At 41.5% G+C, this 21,440-nt stretch carries 17 protein-coding genes and 1 other RNA gene; 11 read left to right on the top strand and 7 right to left on the bottom strand.

Going from position 1 to position 21,440, the window contains the following annotated elements:
• Positions 1-86 precede the first annotated feature (86 nt).
• A complete protein-coding gene (gene fur, locus MMY79_RS14965; protein ID WP_004794120.1) occupies positions 87-524 on the top strand; it encodes a ferric iron uptake transcriptional regulator in 438 nt (145 codons plus the stop codon).
• A 69-nt stretch (positions 525-593) separates the two neighbouring features.
• Here the strand turns inward: fur and MMY79_RS14960 are convergent, their stop codons facing one another.
• Both MMY79_RS14960 and MMY79_RS14955 read right to left on the bottom strand, forming a co-directional pair.
• Positions 594-1,712: a PilT/PilU family type 4a pilus ATPase gene (locus MMY79_RS14960; protein WP_252609857.1), complete on the bottom strand. Its 1,119-nt coding sequence runs from the start codon at positions 1,710-1,712 to the stop codon at positions 594-596.
• A gap of 19 nt (positions 1,713-1,731) precedes the next feature.
• Positions 1,732-2,769, bottom strand: coding sequence for a type IV pilus twitching motility protein PilT (locus tag MMY79_RS14955; RefSeq protein WP_003653239.1), 1,038 nt, complete (start codon positions 2,767-2,769; stop codon positions 1,732-1,734).
• Between the two features lie 126 nt (positions 2,770-2,895).
• Between MMY79_RS14955 and MMY79_RS14950 the strand changes: the two genes are divergently transcribed.
• Both MMY79_RS14950 and MMY79_RS14945 read left to right on the top strand, forming a co-directional pair.
• Positions 2,896-3,588 (top strand): YggS family pyridoxal phosphate-dependent enzyme, encoded by a 693-nt coding sequence (locus MMY79_RS14950; protein ID WP_252609855.1) that lies wholly within the window; start codon positions 2,896-2,898, stop codon positions 3,586-3,588.
• Positions 3,589-3,695: 107 nt separating this feature from the next.
• On the top strand, positions 3,696-4,538 hold the full coding sequence (locus tag MMY79_RS14945; RefSeq protein WP_252609853.1) for an undecaprenyl-diphosphate phosphatase: 843 nt from the start codon (positions 3,696-3,698) through the stop codon (positions 4,536-4,538).
• 111 nt (positions 4,539-4,649) lie between these two features.
• Here MMY79_RS14945 and MMY79_RS14940 read toward each other — a convergent pair whose 3' ends face one another.
• Positions 4,650-8,246: an AAA family ATPase gene (locus MMY79_RS14940; RefSeq protein WP_252609851.1), complete on the bottom strand. Its 3,597-nt coding sequence runs from the start codon at positions 8,244-8,246 to the stop codon at positions 4,650-4,652.
• Between the two features lie 9 nt (positions 8,247-8,255).
• A complete protein-coding gene (locus MMY79_RS14935; RefSeq protein WP_252609846.1) occupies positions 8,256-9,524 on the bottom strand; it encodes an exonuclease SbcCD subunit D in 1,269 nt (422 codons plus the stop codon).
• Positions 9,525-9,688: 164 nt separating this feature from the next.
• Here MMY79_RS14935 and MMY79_RS14930 point away from each other — a divergent pair, with 164 nt between their 5' ends.
• The gene (locus MMY79_RS14930) at positions 9,689-10,165 is read left to right on the top strand and encodes an OsmC family protein (RefSeq protein ID WP_252609845.1); all 477 of its coding nucleotides are present in this window, start codon (positions 9,689-9,691) and stop codon (positions 10,163-10,165) included.
• 72 nt (positions 10,166-10,237) lie between these two features.
• Here the strand turns inward: MMY79_RS14930 and MMY79_RS14925 are convergent, their stop codons facing one another.
• Positions 10,238-10,615, bottom strand: a complete 378-nt coding sequence (locus tag MMY79_RS14925; protein ID WP_151987081.1) for a VOC family protein — start codon at positions 10,613-10,615, stop codon at positions 10,238-10,240.
• A gap of 380 nt (positions 10,616-10,995) precedes the next feature.
• Between MMY79_RS14925 and MMY79_RS14920 the strand changes: the two genes are divergently transcribed.
• Both MMY79_RS14920 and MMY79_RS14915 read left to right on the top strand, forming a co-directional pair.
• Complete coding sequence (locus MMY79_RS14920) at positions 10,996-11,448, top strand: ABZJ_00895 family protein (RefSeq protein ID WP_039756915.1); 453 nt, start codon at positions 10,996-10,998, stop codon at positions 11,446-11,448.
• A gap of 83 nt (positions 11,449-11,531) precedes the next feature.
• On the top strand, positions 11,532-12,437 hold the full coding sequence (locus MMY79_RS14915; RefSeq protein ID WP_252609844.1) for a TIGR01777 family oxidoreductase: 906 nt from the start codon (positions 11,532-11,534) through the stop codon (positions 12,435-12,437).
• Here the strand turns inward: MMY79_RS14915 and MMY79_RS14910 are convergent.
• On the bottom strand, positions 12,429-13,544 hold the full coding sequence (locus MMY79_RS14910) for an FAD-dependent oxidoreductase (RefSeq protein ID WP_252609843.1): 1,116 nt from the start codon (positions 13,542-13,544) through the stop codon (positions 12,429-12,431). The genes MMY79_RS14915 and MMY79_RS14910 overlap by 9 nt on opposite strands.
• A 25-nt stretch (positions 13,545-13,569) precedes the next feature.
• A complete protein-coding gene (hemB, locus tag MMY79_RS14905) occupies positions 13,570-14,583 on the bottom strand; it encodes a porphobilinogen synthase (protein WP_252613537.1) in 1,014 nt (337 codons plus the stop codon).
• 142 nt (positions 14,584-14,725) lie between these two features.
• On the opposite strand from hemB, the gene MMY79_RS14900 reads away from it, so the two are divergent.
• From MMY79_RS14900 to ssrA, 5 genes are all read left to right on the top strand, one after another.
• Positions 14,726-15,223, top strand: a complete 498-nt coding sequence (locus MMY79_RS14900; RefSeq protein ID WP_005303182.1) for a thioesterase family protein — start codon at positions 14,726-14,728, stop codon at positions 15,221-15,223.
• Between the two features lie 267 nt (positions 15,224-15,490).
• A complete protein-coding gene (locus MMY79_RS14895) occupies positions 15,491-16,642 on the top strand; it encodes an EmrA/EmrK family multidrug efflux transporter periplasmic adaptor subunit (protein WP_252609841.1) in 1,152 nt (383 codons plus the stop codon).
• A gap of 6 nt (positions 16,643-16,648) precedes the next feature.
• Positions 16,649-18,175, top strand: coding sequence for a DHA2 family efflux MFS transporter permease subunit (locus MMY79_RS14890; RefSeq protein WP_252609839.1), 1,527 nt, complete (start codon positions 16,649-16,651; stop codon positions 18,173-18,175).
• A gap of 304 nt (positions 18,176-18,479) precedes the next feature.
• On the top strand, positions 18,480-20,462 hold the full coding sequence (gene ggt / locus MMY79_RS14885; protein WP_252609837.1) for a gamma-glutamyltransferase: 1,983 nt from the start codon (positions 18,480-18,482) through the stop codon (positions 20,460-20,462).
• A gap of 160 nt (positions 20,463-20,622) precedes the next feature.
• Positions 20,623-20,981, top strand: a transfer-messenger RNA (tmRNA) gene (ssrA, locus tag MMY79_RS14880).
• The last annotated feature ends 459 nt before the right edge of the window (positions 20,982-21,440 follow it).

The following is a 21,440-nucleotide window of genomic DNA, read 5'->3' as shown; positions in this document are numbered from 1 at the left end:
TGATGCATTTGATCAAAGGATAGATCATACTTCATCTAAATTCTATTGCCTATTCCAACTTGAGATTTGTTGAGAGACCTTTTTTCATGCCTATTTCCAATCAAGATTTGCGCAAAGCTGGACTTAAAGTTACCCTTCCACGAATTAAGATTTTGGAATTATTAGAAAATTCAAAGCAACATCATCTTAGTGCTGAAGATATTTACAAGACTTTGTTAGAACAAGGGGAAGATGTCGGTCTTGCGACAGTTTACCGTGTGTTAACACAATTTGAAGCTGCAGGTATCATTCAGCGTCATCATTTCGAAAATAATCATTCTGTTTTCGAAATTATGCAAGAAGATCATCACGATCATTTGGTTTGCCATAATTGCAACAAAGTTATTGAATTTACTAATGATGTTATCGAGAAGGAACAGCATGCTGTAGCAGACCAACATGGGTTTACCTTAACGGGTCACTCATTAAACCTCTACGGTTACTGTAACGAACCTGAATGTCAGGAAGTTCTGCGCAAGAAATAATCGTTTTCACACAAAGAAAACAAATAAAAAAGGAAGGTTACGTTTAACCTTCCTTTTTTTATGAGGAAATTACTGTCGGTCGAAGGTTAAATGCTGATTTGTGCCTGCAATTTGATCAGGTCCTTCTTCAGCAAGCTTAATTGTCAAACGTAAATCATTTGGTGAGTCGGCATGTTTTAATGCATCTTTGTAGGTAATTTGGCCTGCTTTATAGAGATCAAACAATGCTTGGTCAAAGGTTTGCATACCGAGTTCACGTGAGCGTTTCATTAAATCTTTAATTTCATGAATTTCACCTTTACGAATGTAATCAGAAATTAATGGTGAGTTAATTAAAATTTCAATTGCGGCGCGGCGAGAATTGCCATCAGGTGTTGGAATAAGTTGCTGAGCAATCATGGCCTTTAAGTTAAGAGATAAGTCCATGTAGAGCTGACTGTGGCGGTCACTTTCAAAGAAGTGAATGATACGGTCGAGTGCTTGGTTAGCGTTGTTGGCGTGCATTGTGGCTAATACAAGGTGACCTGTTTCAGCAAAGCCAATCGCGTAGTCCATTACTTCACGAGATCGAATCTCACCAATCAAGATGACATCTGGTGCTTGTCGCAAAGTATTTTTTAAGGCAATTTCAAATGAGTCCGTATCAATTCCGACTTCACGTTGGGTAATGATGCAGCCCGCATGTTCGTGAATAAACTCGATTGGGTCTTCAATGGTAATGATATGACCTTTAGTGTTGTGGTTACGATAGCTAATCATTGAAGCCAAAGACGTCGATTTACCTGTACCTGTCGCACCAACAAAAATAATGATGCCGCGTTTGGTCATTGATAAATCTTTAAGAACAGATGGTAACTGCAAGTCATCAATTGAAGGAATTTTAGTTTCAATTCGACGTAGCACCATGCCAGGCATGTCACGCTGCTGAAAAGCGCTCACACGAAAGCGGGCAGTTTTATCACGGTTCATAATGGCAAAATTACATTCACGAGTGTCTGCAAATTCTTTGCGTTGTTTTTCACTCATGATGGAATGTAAGAGTTGACCAATAACATCCCCTGAAAGACTATTTTTTGAAATTGGAACAATTTGTCCGTTAATCTTCATAGATGGCGCAACACCATCTGTAATAAAAAGATCGGATGATTTTTTTTCAACCATGAGGTTGAGTAAGTCATTAAAATCCATATTTATTCTCTAATTATTTTTATAGGAATGATTCAGGCTGTTTTGCAGCAGTACGAGCCGTTTGTGGACTAATCACACCACGAGAAACTAGACCTTTTAAGCTTTGGTCGAGTGTAGTCATGCCATGATTTGCACCAGTCTGAATTGATGAATACATTTGGGCGACTTTGTTTTCACGAATTAAGTTACGAATAGCAGGAATACCAATCATGATTTCATGTGCTGCCACACGCCCACCGCCGTTCTTTTTAAGTAGAGTTTGCGAAATAACAGCCTGTAAAGATTCTGACAACATGGCACGAACCATGTCTTTTTCTTCGGCAGGGAATACGTCAATCACACGGTCAATGGTTTTTGCAGCAGAAGTTGTATGGAGTGTACCAAATACCAAGTGACCCGTTTCGGCAGCAGTAAGTGCTAAACGAATGGTTTCAAGGTCACGCATCTCACCGACCAAAATAATATCGGGGTCTTCACGCAGTGCAGAACGAAGCGCTTCGTTAAAGCCATGCGTATCACGATGTACTTCACGCTGGTTAATCAAACATTTCTTGGACTGATGTACAAATTCGATAGGGTCTTCAACCGTTAAAATATGGTCATAACGATTTTCGTTGATATAGTCCATCATCGCTGCAAGCGTCGTAGATTTACCCGAACCTGTTGGACCTGTAACCAATACAATCCCACGTGGATAGTCGCAAATATCTTTAAAGATTTGACCTAAGCCTAGATCTTCCATAGTAAGTACTTTAGATGGAATGGTACGAAATACTGCGCCAGCACCACGGTTTTGGTTAAATGCGTTAACACGGAAACGAGCAACATTTGGCACTTCAAAAGAAAAGTCGGTTTCAAGCTTTTCTTCGTAGTCTCGGCGTTGTTTATCATTCATGATGTCATAGACCAGACGGTGAACATCTTTATGATCCAGAGCCGGTAAGTTAATGCGACGGACTTCGCCATCAACGCGAATCATTGGTGGCATGCCAGCAGATAAATGTAAATCGGACGCGCCATTTTTCACAGAGAAGGCGAGTAGCTCTGTAATATCCATAATTTCCCCAAGTAAATCAAAATATGTCATTATTTTGTAGAATAATATACGGCTTTCACCGAGGCTTACCAACACCTCGCTTTAGGTGAAAAGCAAAAAAGTTTTTTGAAAATGAGAACCTTGTCAATGAATTACCTGCAAGATGCGCGGCAGCACGTATTACAGCAAATCAGAGTTGCTTGTGAACATGCTCAGCGTGCGCCTGAAACTGTGCAACTTTTAGCCGTGTCAAAAACACATCCGAGTGAAAGTTTGTGTGAAATGTATGCAGCAGGGCAAAGAGCATTTGGTGAAAACTATTTACAGGAAGCTTTAGAAAAAATCGAAGCTTTACACGATTTAGAAATTGAATGGCATTTTATTGGTCATGTTCAGCGCAACAAGACTAAACATTTGGCTGAAAAGTTTGATTGGGTGCATGGTGTAGATCGTTTGATTATTGCTGAGCGTTTATCTAATCAAAGACTTCAATATCAATCTGACTTGAATATTTGTTTGCAAGTGAATATTGATGGGCAAGACAGTAAAGATGGTTGTGCACCAGATGAGGTTGCCGAGTTAGTTGCTCAAATTAGCCAATTAGCAAAAATCAAACTACGTGGCTTGATGGTGATTCCAGCACCAGATAATACCGCTGCTTTTGCAGATGCTAAAGCCTTGTTTGATGCTGTGAAAGAAAAACATGCCCACCCAGAACACTGGGACACATTAAGCATGGGAATGTCGAGTGATTTAGACGCTGCGATTGCAGCAGGTTCAACCATGGTACGTGTAGGAACGGCTTTATTTGGAAAGCGTGATACAGTTGAGAAAAAATGACTTTTACAATTTAGATAAACGTTTTGTCGGGTAACTGTAATTTGTTAATTTAAATTTAATTTTCCTAGCTTATAACCCAGATATTTTAATATTTGAGTGTGTAGGGTATGGATTTATTGCATGTTTTTATTCTGGCGATCATTCAGGGTTTTGCTGAATTATTGCCAGTTTCTAGTTCCGCACACGTTATTTTAGCTGAAAAGTTAATGGGGTATGATCCATCTGCACCTGATATGACCTTTTTACTTGTGATGTTACATACAGGTACGATGTTTGCAGTGATCGTTTACTTTTGGAAATCTTGGAAAAAGACCTATTTTTCTTCATGGGAAAGTTTTAAAAAACAAGCCTTCTATATCATTTTGGCAACCCTAATTACAGGTGTGCTTGGTTTAGCGCTTCAATCTCTGATTAAGCATGTGTTCTTCGGCGGCGCGAGCAGTTTCGAAATTGAGCATTTGTTTAGTAACTCAAAACTCATGGCAGCTGCGCTGATTTCGGCAGGTATTCTGATTATTTTATCTTCGCGTTTAGATCGCGGACAACAAGGTGAAATTAGTTTGCGTAGTGCTTCTATTATTGGGGCAGTGCAGGCTTTGTGTTTGCCTTTCCGTGGCTTTTCACGTTCTGGTGCAACCATCTCTACAGGGTTATTTTTAGGTGTATCACGCCAAAAGGCTGAAGAATTCAGTTTTGCACTGGCCGTCGTATTAACACCAGCCGTTATTTTAAAAGAATTATATCGTTTAATTCACGCTCAAGGCTTACAAACCTTGGAACATGGACAAGTGTTTCATTCGATGGTTCCAAGCTTACTAGGGATGTGTTTTAGTTTTGGTGCTGGTCTTTTGGCGTTGAAATGGTTGTCTTCATGGTTAGAACATGGGCGCTGGCATTTGTTCGGTATGTACTGTATCGGTTTTGCAGTTGTAGTGCTCTGCGTTAATTAATTTTTGATGTTTTAAAATAAAAGAAAATGAATACAAGACAAAGGGGCGTAAATAATACGCCCCTTTGTTCTATAAGATTCAATCAATTTTAAGATATGAAATCTTAATAAATTAGCCTACGACTTCAATTGTACTTGCACCAGCACCAAGAGGTTTCACCTGAATTTGTACAGGAATACGTTCATGCATTTCTTGAATGTGTGAAATGAGAATGACTTGGCGCCCCTGATTTTGCAACTGATCTAAAGCATTCATCACCATATGCAAAGACGAAGCATCTAAAGTACCAAACCCTTCATCAATAAACAGAGATTCAATTTTCATTGAACCTGAGGCCATATTGGCAATCGCTAAAGACAAAGCGAGTGCAGTTAGGAATGATTCACCGCCAGATAACGATGCAACAGAGCGGGTTTCTCCATCCATATCGTGGTCAATAATCGCAAGACTTAACGATTGCTCTAGACGTTTAAGTGTATAGCGCTGAGACAGCATCGCCAGTTGCTGATTGGCATGTTCAACTAAAATATCTAGGTGATATTGCTGGGCATAGTCACGGAACTCTTTACCTTTAGCATCGCCAATTAAACCTGAAATTTTGCTCCAGCGATGTTCTTCTTGCTGGATATTTTGAATTTGCTCTGCATATTGCTGCTGCTTCGCAAGGTTTTGCTGATGTACTTCAAGCTTAAGTTTCAGTCGATCACGTACTTCAAGTTGTGCTTTAAGCTCTGCAATATTGTCTTGAATGAGGCTAACAAGCTTTTCATGTTCAATATCTGGCTGAGTTTGTAAATGCTCGCTCAATTGCTCTTGCATGGTCTTAAGGGCTGATGAGGCTTCACTTAATAAACGCTCGGCATGATTAAGGCGGTTACGAATGTCTTGCTCTTGGGCGGAATTGATGTGTATGAGCGCTGTAAGCTCAGATGCTTGAAAATCAGTGTGAGCTTTTAACCAGTTTTGAATTTGTTCATCAATCTGCTGTTGGTGTTGTGCAGTGTGTTGATGTTGATGCTTGAGTTGATCAAGCGCCTGTTTTTGCTGCTCAAAGTGCTGTCTAGTTTGTTCGAAACGTTGTTTAGCTTCATGATACGCTGTTTGCTGCTGCTGACGTTTAGCATCATGCTCAATTAACCATTCATGGGGTTTAATGTCAGCGCGGCTCGTCATTTGTTGAATGAGCGACACCGCTTTTTCATTATTTTGTTGGCCTTTAAGCGTAATGTCTTTGAGGTTCTGATCGACCTCATCAATTTGCTTGGTCATTTGTTCAAGGTTGGCAGCTGACATTTTAAGTTCTTGCTGCTGTTGCTCAAAACGCTGAGAAAGCTGTTCTTGTTGTTCAAGTTGTTTAGCGCGTGCATCAAGTATTGACCAAGTCTGCTTAGCCGTTTGGCTACTCGACTGCTGCCATGCCTGTTGTTCAGCCTCGGATAAACACTCAACAATATGTTGAACTTGTTGTTGCCATTGTTGTGCCGTATTGAGCAAGTTTTCATTACGCTGAATAGATTGAACGAGCTGATTGTGTTGTTTAATCGCTTGGGTTAAATGCACGTTTTCTGAGTCAAATGAACTTATTGCAGTTTGTGCCGCTTGTCTGAGTTCGTTCAGCATTAGCAAGATTTGTTCAGGAGCTTGATTAAGCTCAATATGTAACTGATTGAGGCTGAATTGCTGCTCAAGGTCTTGCTGCAAGCTTGATTGTTTTGTCTTGAGCTGAGTTAAGTACTTCTGGACTTGCTCAAGCTCAGCATGACATTGAGTAAGCGCATGTTGTTGGGTTTGCCATGCATTAAATTTAGTTTGTTCTAGCGCTACTGCTTGTTGCTCTTGCTGTTGCTGCAAGTCGAATAATGCCTTGGAGACTGCGCTGTCATCAACACGATAGGGGTGATGCGTACTTCCACAGACTAAGCAAGCTTCGCCGTCTTTAAGATTGGCTCGTAACTGCTCAATATTTTCGGTGTGTAATAAACGCTGCTGTTGCAGGATGTGTTGTAACTTTTCACGTTCAGTTTTTGCTGTTAGGTACTCTTGTTCAGCTGACTGGCAAAGGGTTTTAAGCCGCTGTTCTTGCTCTGAGGTTTGAGTATGTTTTTCAGCAAACTGCTGAAGCTCAGCATATAGTTCATGATAAATTTTTATTTTCTGTTGAATCAGATCTAACTGAGTGATTTGAGCAAGCTTTTGATCTTTGTCTTTACGCTGCTGTTCAAGTTTTAACTCAATCTGTTCAACTGTGCCAAGTGAAGTTACTAGTTGTTCGAGTTCGCTTTTAGCTTCTGCTAGCTTCTGGCGAGCAAGGGTAGGGTTGCCGAGCTGTTGTTCAATTGCTTGGTAATTTTGAATAAATTGCCCAAGTTGATTTAAATGCGCTGAAAGGCCTTTGTCTAATACAGCATATTGCTGAGTTTGAGTAAGCTGCTGTTGTAGATGAGTTTGGCTTTGTTGAAGCTGTGCAATGTGCTGTTGCACAGTATTTTGCTGTTGCTGCAACGGACTTAGTTTCTGATCAAGTACATTTTTCTTTTCTTTGCACTTTTTATATTCATCGGCAATAAAAGCACGTTCTTGAATGGACTGTCGAACTTGATTTAAAGCTTGTTGATGCTGTTGCTCAAAATCGAGCGTTTGTTTGAGTTCTTGTTCTGCAAGTTGATATTGTTTTTGACCTGTTTCAAAAATTTGCACCAAATCATTAAACTTGGTTTGTGTTTGCTGAATTCGCGGCTCAAGTTGTTGTAGCGTTTGTAAATTTTGAGATTGCTGAAAAACCTGCTGGCGTATTTCAGAGAAAACTTCGAGCTGTTTTAATTGCTCACGTTCGCCAGCCAATTCTTGATGGTGATTTTGCTGGGTTTGAAACTGTTGTTGTTTAGCTTGAACTTCTTGGGCAAGTTTCGCCTTACGTTCAAACCATTGTTGCTGTTTGTCTAAGATATTTTTTTGCTGTTCTAATTTTTGATGGTTTTGCTCCGCTTGCTGATATTGTTCGGTAAATGCCGCAATCTCTTCATCAGACAAAATTTCGATATGGCCTAAGAACTCTTCAAGCTGTTTACGCTGCTTTGCAATATCAGCTGTTTTACGAAAAGCCAGCTCACCAATTTTAGCGAAAATGCTGGAGTTAGTTAAGTACTCAAGTAATTCACCGCGTTCGCTGTCTCGTGCTTTTAAAAATGCGGTTACTTCTGACTGGGCAAGTAATACGGCACGCGTAAATTGTTCAAAAGAAAGCTGGGTAATTTGTTTAACTTTTTCATCAACCGCTTTAGCTTTATCGGCAAGCACCACACCATCGGTCAGGCATTTTAAATGGCGTTGTACGCTTTGTAATTTACCATTTGGGTTTTCACGTGCACGTTTAATTTCCCAGCGTGCCAAATAACGTTTTTGATCTTGTGCAATAAAGCAAAGCTCAGCAAAACCATGTCCTGTACCACGACGTAATACAGTCAAAGGTGAGTTGGTGAGTAACTCGGAACCATCAACATCTTTTAATTTACCATCGCTGTCTTTAAGACGTGGAACCCGATTAAACAGGGCTAGGCACATGGCATCTAAAATGGTCGACTTCCCAGTACCCGTTTTTCCCACAATCGCAATGAGACCCGCATGGGCTAAGGGCGCGCTTTCAAAATCAATAAAATGTTCATCAGAAAGAGATGCCAGATTTTTTATTCGAATGGATAAAATTTTCATGACATATCCTTAAGGGGTTGCATCATTTTCAAGATTTTTTTGTGCTTCTTGTACCAGACTCAGAAAATCTTTTAAGACCGCATCATCGGCGCTGTAACCTTGTTTTTCCCAAATATTCTGAAAGAGTTTTTCTGGTGTTGGCGGTTCAAGAGCGATTTGCTGAGTGGCATTTGAATCGGTGGTGTCTTTACTCACATATTGACGTGAAATACGCACTAAACGGTAGCGGTCAGGCGGTAGAGCCGCTTCAAACTGCTGACGTAAATTGGGCTGTGGCGGCGTTAAACTATAATATTCAATATCGACATATTCACGATGGTCAATATTTTCAACAACGCCATGTGGCAAGGCTTTGAGTTGTTGCAGTACTTCGTTTAACTCACCACGAATGCGGTGCAATTGTATGCAACGCGGAATTTCTACAGCTTCAAATTGCAAACGGTTGTCTGTCTCTTGAGTTGGGTCAATTTTGACTTCTACCACTTGGTGCTTATAGTTAATTTCACTAAAAGAAAGCGGAATGGGTGAGCCACTATAACGAATGTGCGGCTGACCTACTTTTTGTGGTTTATGTAAGTGCCCTAAAGCGACATAGTCGACAGCATCTTCAAATAAAGTTGTTGAAAGTGCCTCTTCATTACCAATAATAATTGGGCGTTCAGAGTCAGATGTTTCTCCACCTTGCATATGTGCATGTGACATCAAAATCAGCGCTTGGTCTGGTGTTTTACGACGTTTTGCTTCGGCAATCAGTTGTTGGTGTAAATAGGCAATCGCATTTTTGCTGTTGGTTGTATGTTCATTAAAGCCAGTAATTTCGGCTGAACGTAAAAAAGGAAGGGCAAGACACCACGCTACAATCTCTTGATTTTGATTATAAATAGGTAAAAGTAGTCGATCGAGATCTAGGGTTTTATCTTCATTCCAGCGAACCACGCCCACAGTTTTCGCATTATATTTTTCTAAGAGTGGTTCGACCTGTTCAATACGGTAGCCTGAGTCGTGATTGCCGGCAATCATGAGCGTTTGCATGTGCGGTGCAAAGCGATGGGCATCTGCTAAAAATTGATAGAGTTGTTTTTGTGCCTGAGAACCCGGATTAATGACATCAAAAATATCGCCGGCAATGAGCAGGGCATGCGGTTGTTTTTCTTGAATTTGAGTGAGCAACCAGCTTAAAAATTGTTGGTGTTCATAGTGTCGTGAATGATTATAAAAAAACTGCCCCAAATGCCAATCAGAAGTATGTAGAAAATGTACGGACATAGAAACAGACATCGAGCCAAAATAAACACAGATACGTTAGCATAAATTGGCAGGAGATTTTATCAAGACATTTTAAAGTGCTCGTTATTTAAGCCTAAGTGGAAACTTGAATTAATTTTTTTACTTTAAACTTTGCTTTGTTACTATCAAGTCAAACAGTGAACTTTGAGAATAAAATGACCATTCATGAATACGAAGTAAAAATACAGTGGGAAGGCAATACAGGAACAGGCACTTCATCTTATCGTTCATATAAACGAGACTTTAGTATTCAGCATCCGCAAAAGGCCACGATTCAAGGTTCATCAGACCCTGCCTATTTGGGGGATGCGACCAGATGGAACCCTGAAGATTTATTGGTCGCATCTGCTTCAGCTTGCCATAAGCTTTGGTATTTGCACCTGTGTGCAGTCAATCATATTCATGTGCTGAGTTATGTCGATCACGCACTTGGCTTTATGGAAGATGCAGATCCAGTTAAACGTGGTCACTTTACCCAAATTATTTTAAAGCCTGCGGTTGTTTTAGAAAAAGGTGCTGATCAAGCACTTGCTGCAAAATTACATGAAGAAACGCATCACGAATGCATGATTGCCAATTCGGTGAATTTCCCGATTACATGTGAGGCCAGCTTTAGCTTTGCCGAAGAATAAATATGAAATAGCCACCGATAAAAAGGCGGTGGCTATACATTCAAAAATAAATAGAGTTGTTAAATAAGATCTTTAAGCTGCATTTTCATCGACTTGAAAAATACCAAAAACGTTGTGGTCTAAATCGACAAAGTAGCCATGCCAAGCACGACCGGGAATGGCGAATTTATCCATCGCCACAATACCGCCTTGCGCTAAAATTTTTGCAGCCACTTCATCGAAATTCTCGACTTGAATAGAGCAGGTAAAGGCATTGGTGCCATATTCCATTGGCGGTGTTTGGGCTGGGCGTTTCAATAGTCCACCCATAATTGAAGGCGTTTCGATACGGTAATATTCAATCGGTAAGTTTGGATCGAGTTTAAATTGCCAGCCGAACACAGCTTGATAAAACTGCGCATCGCGGGCAGGGTTTGAAGACTGAATTTCAAAATAGGCAATGTTGTTCATATTATTTAAAACATATTTTTATGGTGTAAAAAGTATACGCATGGCTTTCATGGCCGCGAAAGAACTATTGTGTATGTTGAGCGTAAAATAAATGAAAGTGCTAGAAAATAAAAACCGACGATTCGAGTGATGAGAGAATCGTCGGTCAAAAACTTCATCAAGGGTTTCGGCTGCTAACAAAACCTAATCTGAAGGAAGAAAAGAGTCGTAATAAAAGGTCACCGATACAATTTTGCGGATGCCGTGCAAAGGAAGTATTCGGTTGCTGCGACCTTATTACCCTATATAACGTCAAGAGATTCAGATTGGTTGACAGAAAAATGAAAAAAAATTGAAAAAAATTTATAATTATTTTTTAAACCCATAAATTAGGCAAAAATATGACCAAATTACGTTCTTACTTTCTCTGGTTTTTTGGTTTATGCATTGTACTTACCTTAATTGTAGGTGTGGTTGCAGCACTACTACCAGCGAGTGTAGGCGGTATTTTAACAGCCGTTCCATATTTAGGCGCAATGATTTTTGTCTTATTTAAATTTTTAAAGAAAGAACGCCGTGCTCCGACTGTACAAGAAAAAAAGAAATTTACTTTAGGTTTTACCCTGATTTTTTGGGGCTATAACTTATGTGGTGTTTTATTTGGCCTGTTTTTATTTGCCAGAAAAGACCCTGAGATTTTGCAGAACTTTATGCTTTACCTCAAACAACCTCAGTTCTTGAGCATTATGGTGATTATGCTTTTAATGTTAGCTATCCCGCTTTATTTAATTACCTACTGGTTTTATGGCAAACAGGCACAGCGAATGGCTGACAAAATGTTTAATGTGCAATAGATCACTACATAAACAGCTACGATTAAATATAAATGAGTCTTATATAATGAAATAAAACTTGTGTCCTCGGTTTTGGAGGAAATATGAATAGGAATGTATTAATCACGGGTGCCAGTGGTTTTATCGGAACGCATTTAATTAAGTTCCTGCTGCAAAAAAATTATAACGTGATTGCTGTGACACGGCAGGCTGGGAAGAAATCTGACCATCCTGCCTTACAGTGGGTGCAAAAATTTGAAGATATTGCGACCCGTCAAATTGACTATGTGGTGAATTTGGCTGGTGCAAATATTGGCGAAAAACGCTGGACCGAGTCACGTAAAAAACAACTCATTGAAAGCCGAGTCAATACGACACGAAAATTGTATGCGTGGCTCAAGCAATCTCAAATTTTTCCAGAAGTAATTGTGTCTGGTTCGGCGATTGGTTATTACGGGATTGATGATCAAGAAAAGTGGGCAGAGGTATGCACTGAACAAAGCTTACCACAGCCTATTTTTATGTCTCAGCTTTGCCAAGAGTGGGAGCATGCAGCTTTAGCAGATACTCAGCAAAATACTAAAATTATTCGCTTAGGTGTAGTGTTTGGGCAAGGTGGTGGCATCTTGCCTAAAATGTTGCTTCCTATTCGACTCAATTTAGTCGGTCAAATTGGTCATGGTCGTCAGCCTGTGGTTTGGGTACACATTGAAGACGTGTTAAACGCCATCGAGTTTATATTTAAGCATCCTCAATCTGCCCAAATTCATAATGTCGTGGCGCCAGAAAACGTGACCCAAAAGGTATTTGTTGAGCAAGCAGCTGAGGTACTCAATAAGAAACCACTATTGTCGGCGCCAAGCTCGGTTTTTCGCTGTTTGTTGGGGGAGCAATCGCAATTAATCTTAAATGGGCAATACGTTAAACCTGCCGCATTACAAGCAGAAGGATTTGAGTTTGCTTATCCTCAATTAAAAATGACTTTAGAGAATATATTGGCGTCAGGCTAAGATTTTATTTTGCAAGCGCTCTGGAGAATATGCTTTGGCATCAACTAATGTCGGTTGACCCAGCATAAGCTGACGGAGCAATTGCGCAGAGCCTGCGCCCATGCATAAGCCATTTCTAAAATGACCAAAGTTTGCCCATAGGTTATCCATTTCAGGCATTTTGCCAATGTACGGAACACCATTTGGTGAACTTGGTCTAAGTCCTGCCCAGCGCTGTACAATCGGAAAATCGGCCAGTTCAGGCACCATTTCTAAACACGCTTCTAAAATATTGTGCTGGGTGGTTTCATCGGTCGAAGTGTCAAAACCACGATGTGCCATGCTAGACCCACAAACAATATGACCGTCCATACGTGGAATCAAATACATCACTCGATTCATGCACATGGTCGGTAGCCAGTGAGCAGAGGTTTTAAATAACAACATTTGACCTTGAACAGGTTCGACTGGAATTTCGAGTTGTAATTGTGAGTTCCAGTAATGGCTCCAAGCTCCCGAAGTTATTACAAAATGATCTGCTGTATGTTTTCGACCATCTTCAGTTTGTAGGGCTTGTATGACATCGCCCTGTTGAATTAGTTTTTTGACAGCAGAGTGCTCAAAAAATTCAACATTTGGGTGTTGTTTTAAATAACTAATCAAGGACTGTAATACGCGTGGATTGCGAATATTAGAGAGTTCAGGGAAATAAATGGCTTCTTGAAATTGATCGGAAATATGCGGGTTGACTTGTTCTAGCGCATCTCGCTGTAAATATTCACAGCGTTGCATGGGTTCTTGATGTTGATTTGCGTAAGAAAGTCCAACGTCAAAATCTTCTTCATCAAAAATGAGCATGCCTGTGTCATGAATTTCAAAATCAATGCCTGTAACAGGGGAGAGTTTTTGGTTCCATGCTTGATAAGAGGCTTTGCCAAATTGAGCGAGTTGGTTCACTGCATGCACATAGCGCCACGGGTACATCGGAGAGAGAATACCTCCGCCAGCCCAAGAGGCTGCTTGTCCCGCTTGTTGTTGATCAAAAATGCTTAACGTACAGCCTTGTTCAACCAACTCCAGCGCAGACATTAATCCACTTATGCCCGCGCCAATGATTGCAATATGCATGCAGTGTTATCCTTTCTCTGCGAACTTAGTTCATTTCCTTGAGTTTTTCGGCAGCGGTTTCTGCAAAGTAAGTCCAGATCCCGTCTGCACCAGCGCGTCGGCAGCACATGAGTGATTCTAAAATGACTGAGTCTGATAACCAGCCATTTTGAATTGCACCGGCTAACATCGCGTATTCGCCACTCACTTGATAAATGAATGTCGGAACACCAAAGGTATCTTTTACTTCACGTACCACATCTAGATATGGCATGCCCGGTTTTACAATCACCATATCGGCGCCTTCTTGAATATCAAGCGCGATTTCATGTAACGCTTCGGCACGGTTGGCAAAGTCCATCTGGTAGTTATATTTATTACCACCTTTGAGGTTGGATGCAGAGCCAACAGCGTCGCGGAATGGGCCATAGAAGCTAGACGCATATTTCGCAGAGTAGGCCATGATGTTGGTATAGATATGACCATTGGCTTCTAAAGCCTGACGAATCGCGCCAATGCGGCCATCCATCATGTCACTTGGTGCAATCACTTCGGCACCTGCTGCTGCGTGACTTAACGCTTGTTTAATCAAGCATTCGACAGTCTCGTCATTCAGCACATAGCCAGTTTCATCAATAATGCCGTCTTGACCATGCGTGGTGTATGGGTCGAGGGCACCATCAGTGATTAACACCATTTCTGGTAATTCTTTTTTAAGCAAACGGCAAGTGGTTTGTACTAAACCATCTTCATGCCATGCAGCTTCTGCGGTTAGGCTTTTATCTTCTTGAGGAGTGACTGGAAAAAGAGCCAGTTTTGATACACCTAATTCCAGAAGTCTTTCAGCTTTTTTCAGTAACAAATCTGCCGACAAACGCTGAATGTTTGGCATACTTGGAATATCTTGGGTCTGATTTTGTCCCGGTAATACAAATACTGGATAAATCAAGTGATTGGTAGTGAGCTGTGTTTCGCTGACCATCGCACGCAACTGGTCATTTTTACGGATACGGCGCATGCGAGTGGCTGGAAATGCAGGACGATTGAACGTATAAGTCATAACAATCTCGATGTTCGGTATTACACTAGGATAGGTTGGCGGATATTCCATTACTGTCAACCGACTGCTGTATTGTAGCCCCATAATGCTGGATTTGTACAAAATTATGGGTGTTTATCATGCTTTTAAATTTAGGCAATGTATGAGTGATGAAAAGAAAAATTGGACTGGGAACATCCATTTAGGTGCAAAAACTGACCTAACGGTGGTTCTCAACCAATTATGTAAGGCGTTTAATAGCTCTCCTTTTTTTAAGCATAGTGGAATGATTATGCGTGTGGTGGACGGGCACATTGAAGGCTATATCGAGATGCAACCCAACCTGATTGGCAATCTGGCATTTCAGATTTTGCATGGTGGCGTTGCTGCAACCTTGCTTGATAGTATTGGCGGAATTGTGGCAATGGAACATCTCTATCGCCGTTCAACCCCAGAAACTTTAACTGAAACCATTAAACAAGTGTCGCGTTTGGCAACAGTCGACATGCGTGTAGATTATTTAGCACCGGGCCGTGGTAAGTATTTTATTGCCCGTGCTGAAGTGTTACGTTTAGGTCGTAAGGGCTGCACCATGCGCATGACTATGGTCAATGATGAAGAGAAAGCTATTGCTGCGGGTATTGCTTCATATGCCTATTAAGCAATGAATTGAGCCATTTAAAAGCGCCAAGTGCGCTTTTTTTAGTGTTTGAAAAGCTAAAATTTTTACAAAAACTTTGAGATAAACATTAGTTTAATTAGAACGAACGCATGAGTTATAAATTTTTATTCTCATATTGTGAGGTTTTAGCGTTAAAATTAGCTCCTTTGACAATGCGATATGTCTTGTTTATAGAAAAATAAAAACTCTATAGCAAGGTGTAGTGCGAGATTGATGGCAAAGCCAACTCATCTTTAGGAACATACCATGACTGATGCACAAAGCAATGTAGAAGAAACAGTGCCAACAACATCTGCCTCGGATGACAACAATCAAAACAAGCGCAAAAAATTTCTTGGTTTTTTTGCGCTGATTTTATTGATCGCCGCTATTTTATATGCAATTTGGGCATTATTTTTAAATCATTCCGTGAGTACGGATAATGCCTATGTCGGTGCTGAAACCGCGCAAATTACTTCAATGGTGAGCGGTCAGGTCGCTCAGGTTGTTGTAAAAGATACCCAAACGGTACATCGTGGTGACGTGCTGGTTCGTATTGATGACCGTGATGCCAAAATTGCATTAGCGCAAGCTGAGGCAGAACTCGCAAAAGCAAAACGCCAATACAAACAAACTGCGGCAAACAGTAGTTCTTTAAACTCTCAAGTTGTAGTTCGTGACGACGAAATTAATAGCGCTAAAGCACAAGTTGCTCAAGCGCAGGCCGACTATGACAAAGCCGGATTAGAGCTCAACCGCCGTGCACAACTTGCCGCGTCTGGTGCAGTATCTAAAGAAGAACTCACTAAGGCACAAAGTGCAGTTGAAACCGCCAAAGCAGGGCTAGAGCTTGCTAAAGCTGGTTTAGCGCAAGCGTCTTCAAGCCGTAAAGCTGCTGAAAGCACCTTAGCTGCAAACGAAGCCTTAATTCAGGGTGTAAGCGAAGTTTCAACACCTGATGTGCAAGTTGCACAGGCGCATGTTGAACAAGCTCAGCTTGATTTAGAACGTACCGTGATTCGTGCGCCAGTTGATGGTGTAGTTACACGTCGTAATATTCAAGTTGGCCAACGTGTTGCACCGGGCACCAGCATGATGATGATTGTGCCGCTGAATGATTTATATGTAGATGCAAACTTTAAAGAAAGTCAGTTGAAAAAAGTCCGTCCGGGTCAAATCGTTACGCTTACTTCAGATTTATATGGCGACGACGTTGAATATCACGGCAAAGTGATGGGCTTCTCTGGTGGTACAGGCTCTGCCTTTGCCTTAATTCCGGCTCAAAACGCAACAGGTAACTGGATTAAAGTGGTTCAACGCTTACCGGTTCGTATTGCACTTGACCCGAAAGAACTTGCTGAACACCCACTGCGTGTTGGCTTGTCGATGGAAGCAAAAGTCGACTTATCTGCGAAGTAAACGCTTATGAAAACGCAAACACCTTTTGCCGAACTAAGCGGTGGCCGTTTATTACTGGCAGCGTTTGTTATTGCCTTGTCGAACTTTATGGTCGTGCTCGATACGACCATTGCCAACGTATCTGTACCGCACATTACCGGTAACCTTGCTGTTTCAAGCACACAAGGCACATGGGTTGTTACGTCGTATGCAGTTGCAGAAGCGATTTGTGTACCTTTAACGGGTTGGCTTGCAGGGCGCTTTGGTACCGTTCGGGTTTTTATTTTTGGCCTGATTGGTTTTACCATTTTTTCTTTCTTGTGCGGTCTAGCAAACTCGTTAGGAATGCTGGTGTTTTTCCGTATTGGACAAGGTCTATGCGGTGGCCCGCTCATGCCACTCAGCCAAACTTTGCTCATGCGTATTTTCCCTAAAGAAAAGCATGCACAAGCAATGGGCCTATGGGCAATGACGACCGTCGTTGGGCCAATTTTAGGACCAATTTTGGGTGGTCTGATTAGTGACAACTTGTCTTGGCACTGGATTTTCTTTATTAACATACCGGTCGGCATTATTTGTGTTTTAGCGGCAATCCGTTTGCTTAAGCCCGCCGAAACAGAAACGATTTCTTTAAGAATCGATACCGTTGGTTTAGGTTTGTTAATTCTGTGGATTGGTGCGCTACAGCTCATGCTCGATTTGGGGCATGAACGCGACTGGTTTAATAGCACCAGCATTGTGGTGTTAGGCTTAACTGCCGCCATTGGCTTTGTGGTGTTCCTCATATGGGAGCTGACCGACAAGCACCCCGTGGTGGATGTGAAAGTCTTCAGGCATAGGGGCTTTGCTATTTCAGTACTGGCCTTATCGCTCGGCTTTGGAGCGTTCTTTGGCAGTATTGTACTGATTCCACAGTGGCTGCAAATGAACCTTTCCTACACCGCCACGTGGGCTGGCTATTTAACCGCAACTATGGGCTTTGGTAGTTTGACCATGTCACCAATTGTGGCAAAGCTCTCGACTAAACATGACCCACGAGCACTAGCCAGTTTTGGTTTAATTTTGTTGGGTGCTGTAACCTTAATGAGGGCATTCTGGACCACAGACGCTGACTTTATGGCACTGGCTTGGCCGCAAATCTTGCAAGGTTTTGCTGTACCATTCTTCTTTATTCCACTGTCGAATATTGCACTCGGTTCGGTACTCCAGCAAGAGATTGCATCTGCTGCGGGCCTCATGAACTTTTTAAGAACCATGGCAGGGGCGATTGGTGCGTCAATTGCAGTGACCGTGTGGGACGACCACGCCAAAGTTGCACGCAGTGAAATGGTGTCTAACCTAAATACTGCCGAAGTTCAAAATAACCTTGCGCAAAATGGTTTTTCGGCTGACTCGACCTTAGGAATTATTTCCAACCTCGTCGATAAAGAAGCCATTACCATGTCGGCAAACCATGTGTTTTTGCTGTTTGCAATGGTGTTTGTCTTTGCGGGGCTGGTCATTTGGCTGTGTCCGAAACCCAAAGGGGACGTCGGCGGAATGCCTTCTCACTAAAGATAAAAAAGCATCTCTTCGGAGGTGTTTTTTTAGCTCTATTAAAAAATAAAGCGAGTCTATAAATGGTAGATTTTGCCTGTATTTCACTAAATAAAGCATGCCAGAATCGGGCAGATCAAATATAAAAGCGTGTGATATCAAGCAAGGAGGCTTAAGACAGGGCACAGGATAAAACGCCCTTAAACATTCAATATTATAAAACCTTATTTTTATCAAAGATTAAAAAAACTTAATACCTGAAAACAAAGAAGCTTGCATGGCAATTGCATGGATAGGCAAGCGTATATATTGGAGTTATCACGTGAATAAAAGATATTCATTTTTGTTCAGTAGTTTATTAGCAGTCGGTTTATTACAAGGATGTGGAGATGATTCTTCAGATCAGCCCAAGGATGATTCAAATACAACCCCGCCCAATTTAATTGTTGATAATGACCCGACCAGTTGTAGCAAATTGGCACAAGACGGTTCAAACGTGGTGGTCGGTTCAAACCAAAATGGTGACCCAGCAGCGCCTGAAGGTGCATCGGGTTATAGACTCGGCAACACGGTTAAATACGCAGATAAATATATGGTGGTGGCAAACACACCACTTGCGGTAAAAGCGGGCTGTGATGTTTTAAGAGCAGGTGGTAGCGCAGTCGATGCAGCCGTTGCGGTACAAGCGGTGCTAGGTTTAGTCGAGCCACAATCGAGCACCATTGCTGGTAGTGGTTTTATGATGTATTACGATGCCAAAACAAAAAAAGTCACGGCTTACGATGGCCGTGAAACCGCACCAGCTGCAGCCAATGAATATTATTTAATTCGCCAAGATATATATGACCCAAATTCACCAGCACCTGTACCAAGTGCGCGCCGTAGTGGTCGCTCGATTGGTGTGCCGGGTGTGATGCGTTTGCTTGAACAAGCACAACAAGAACATGGCAAGCTTAAGTGGAACCAGCTTTTTGGTGAAGCGATTGGTTTAGCTGACAACGGTTTCCGCATTCCGGGCCGCTTGGCAGATGCAATTTCAAGTAATGCAAACAGCTTAGCGCTTGATGCAAATGCAATGGCAACCTATTTCTACACAGATGGTTCACCTCGTAAAGTCGGTGAGACCATGACCAATAAAGCCTATGCAAAAACCCTAGAAGCACTTGCCACGCAAGGTGCAAATGCGTTGCATACGGGCCCAATTGCCCAAGCGATTGTGGCAAAAGCAGGCCAAACACTAGGGGATGACCCAGCACGAACTCCAATTACTCCAAGCTTAATGACCTTGCAAGATTTATCGAACTATCAGGTTAAAAAACGCGACCCGATTTGTACGACGTATCGTGACCGTTATTATGTTTGTACCATGCCGCCTCCATCTTCGGGAGGGATTGCAGTTGCGCAAACTTTGGGTATTTTAGAAAACTTTGATATGTCGCTTTATCCGCCTAAAAACCCTGAAAATGAAGGCGGTGTGCCGGATGTAATGGGCGTGCATTTAGTGTCTGAGGCAGAGCGTTTGGCCTACGCCGACCGCGATAAATATGTGGCAGACACTGACTTTGTTGCTTTACCAGCACAGGGTATTCCAAGTTTTATTGATAAAAACTACTTAAAACAACGTGCAGCACTGATTAACCTGAACCAAAGTATGGGCGTTGCGCCAGCAGGTAATTTCAACCCAGCTTCGGGTGTCGATACGACTGTTGAACATGGGACAACTCAGTTCACGATTGTAGATGCCTATGGCAATGTGGTTTCAATGACATCGACTGTTGAATCGAGCATGGGTTCATTCCACATGGTGGATGGTTTCTTGCTATCTAACCAGTTAACTGACTTTAGTGCTAACCCACTAGACAGCACTGGGGCACTGGTTGCCAACCGTGTGGAAGGTGGCAAACGCCCACGTAGTACCATGGCGCCAACTTTAGTGTTTAAAGGCACCACGCCAGATGAGTTTTATATGGCAACAGGTTCACCAGGTGGCGGTACGATCATTCAATATGTAGTTAAAACTTTGGTAGGTGCGCTGGACTGGAACTTAAACGCACAGCAGGCCACTTCGCTTGTTAACTTTGGCGCGACCAATAGCAAAAACACCAATGTAGATAGCTCGAATGTTCAGCTTTCTTTGCTTGATTTGATTGAAGGCTTAAAAGCAAAAGGGCATGGCGTTTCCAACTCTGCGCAAACCAGCGGTATTTCAACGATTATGAAAGTAAATATTAATAATCAGAGTAAATACGCAGGTGGGGTAGACCCACGCCGTGAAGGTATTGTGTTAGGCAATGGTGCTTTATAGACCCAACTTTAAAAAAAGCTGTCATTTTTGGCAGCTTTTTTATGTGGCCCTTGAAAAAAACAAAACACACTCAATTATGTAAATATGTTCATCAGTAGCAGACTGTTGATAAAATGCACAGTATTTTATTTTAGTTATGCTATGATGCTCAGACATTCATGGGGATGTTATTGGCTTCGACGCTGGTGATGAAACTCATAGATGCATGCCGAGAGCGCATTTTCTCTCGTAAATCAAATTTGCATATTTTAGTCGCAAACGACGAAACTTACGCTCTAGCTGCCTAAGGGCAGTTTGTCCGCTTCCTAGAATACTTGTGGTTTAGGAACCCGACCGTAGCGCACGCACACAAGTCCGTATAGAGTCAAGCCTCGGGGCTTTATACCAAACTTAGAGGATCGCAACTTGTACCCTGTTCGTCGGGTCACTTGGTGTTAAAACAATAGACGATATCTAAGCATGTAGTATTCTCGAGCGTAATGCTGGCGGACGCGGGTTCAACTCCCGCCATCTCCACCAAAATTCGAAAAAGCCCTGAAACGAAAGTTTCGGGGTTTTTTTATTTGGGAATTTAGTTATTTCTTTAACATGTCGTGATATTAAAATAGATGAAAATTTTGAAATCATTAAATTATTCTAAGTACATACTAGTTAATAAAAATAAAAAATAATGGCTGGGTATTTATAAGTCGTTTTTAATTGACTGAAAATTAAATATTTAATTTGAATTTAATTGTTTTTATTTAAGTAATATCTGATCTTAACTAGATCATTGTTTATAAAGATTTGATTAAAACTCTACTGCGACATTTAATGTCGTAGAGATGCTTGTTGATTGTTTAGAATTATTTATAATTTATAGGGATATATAAGTAGTTGTTAGGTTATTATAGATAACAATTACTTAGTTCCATTCCTGAATATACGTAATTGAATTTTCATCTGGTTATTACTTTTAATAAAAAATAAGACTGAGAG

The organism is Acinetobacter sp. XS-4, assembly GCF_023920705.1.
In the GTDB taxonomy this organism is placed as follows: Bacteria; Pseudomonadota; Gammaproteobacteria; order Pseudomonadales; family Moraxellaceae; genus Acinetobacter.
The sequence above is the reverse complement of the archived record's forward strand: the minus strand, read 5'-3'. Positions and strand labels throughout refer to the sequence as shown.

What these genes read in the sequence shown, in the direction of transcription:
- fur (WP_004794120.1), top strand. Translation starts at nt 87, where the DNA reads ATGCCTATTTCCAATCAAGATTTGCGCAAAGCTGGACTTAAAGTTACC.
- MMY79_RS14960 (WP_252609857.1), bottom strand. Translation starts at nt 1,712, where the DNA reads ATGGATTTTAATGACTTACTCAACCTCATGGTTGAAAAAAAATCATCC.
- MMY79_RS14955 (WP_003653239.1), bottom strand. Translation starts at nt 2,769, where the DNA reads ATGGATATTACAGAGCTACTCGCCTTCTCTGTGAAAAATGGCGCGTCC.
- MMY79_RS14950 (WP_252609855.1), top strand. Translation starts at nt 2,896, where the DNA reads ATGAATTACCTGCAAGATGCGCGGCAGCACGTATTACAGCAAATCAGA.
- MMY79_RS14945 (WP_252609853.1), top strand. Translation starts at nt 3,696, where the DNA reads ATGGATTTATTGCATGTTTTTATTCTGGCGATCATTCAGGGTTTTGCT.
- MMY79_RS14940 (WP_252609851.1), bottom strand. Translation starts at nt 8,246, where the DNA reads ATGAAAATTTTATCCATTCGAATAAAAAATCTGGCATCTCTTTCTGAT.
- MMY79_RS14935 (WP_252609846.1), bottom strand. Translation starts at nt 9,524, where the DNA reads ATGTCTGTTTCTATGTCCGTACATTTTCTACATACTTCTGATTGGCAT.
- MMY79_RS14930 (WP_252609845.1), top strand. Translation starts at nt 9,689, where the DNA reads ATGACCATTCATGAATACGAAGTAAAAATACAGTGGGAAGGCAATACA.
- MMY79_RS14925 (WP_151987081.1), bottom strand. Translation starts at nt 10,615, where the DNA reads ATGAACAACATTGCCTATTTTGAAATTCAGTCTTCAAACCCTGCCCGC.
- MMY79_RS14920 (WP_039756915.1), top strand. Translation starts at nt 10,996, where the DNA reads ATGACCAAATTACGTTCTTACTTTCTCTGGTTTTTTGGTTTATGCATT.
- MMY79_RS14915 (WP_252609844.1), top strand. Translation starts at nt 11,532, where the DNA reads ATGAATAGGAATGTATTAATCACGGGTGCCAGTGGTTTTATCGGAACG.
- MMY79_RS14910 (WP_252609843.1), bottom strand. Translation starts at nt 13,544, where the DNA reads ATGCATATTGCAATCATTGGCGCGGGCATAAGTGGATTAATGTCTGCG.
- hemB (WP_252613537.1), bottom strand. Translation starts at nt 14,583, where the DNA reads ATGACTTATACGTTCAATCGTCCTGCATTTCCAGCCACTCGCATGCGC.
- MMY79_RS14900 (WP_005303182.1), top strand. Translation starts at nt 14,726, where the DNA reads ATGAGTGATGAAAAGAAAAATTGGACTGGGAACATCCATTTAGGTGCA.
- MMY79_RS14895 (WP_252609841.1), top strand. Translation starts at nt 15,491, where the DNA reads ATGACTGATGCACAAAGCAATGTAGAAGAAACAGTGCCAACAACATCT.
- MMY79_RS14890 (WP_252609839.1), top strand. Translation starts at nt 16,649, where the DNA reads ATGAAAACGCAAACACCTTTTGCCGAACTAAGCGGTGGCCGTTTATTA.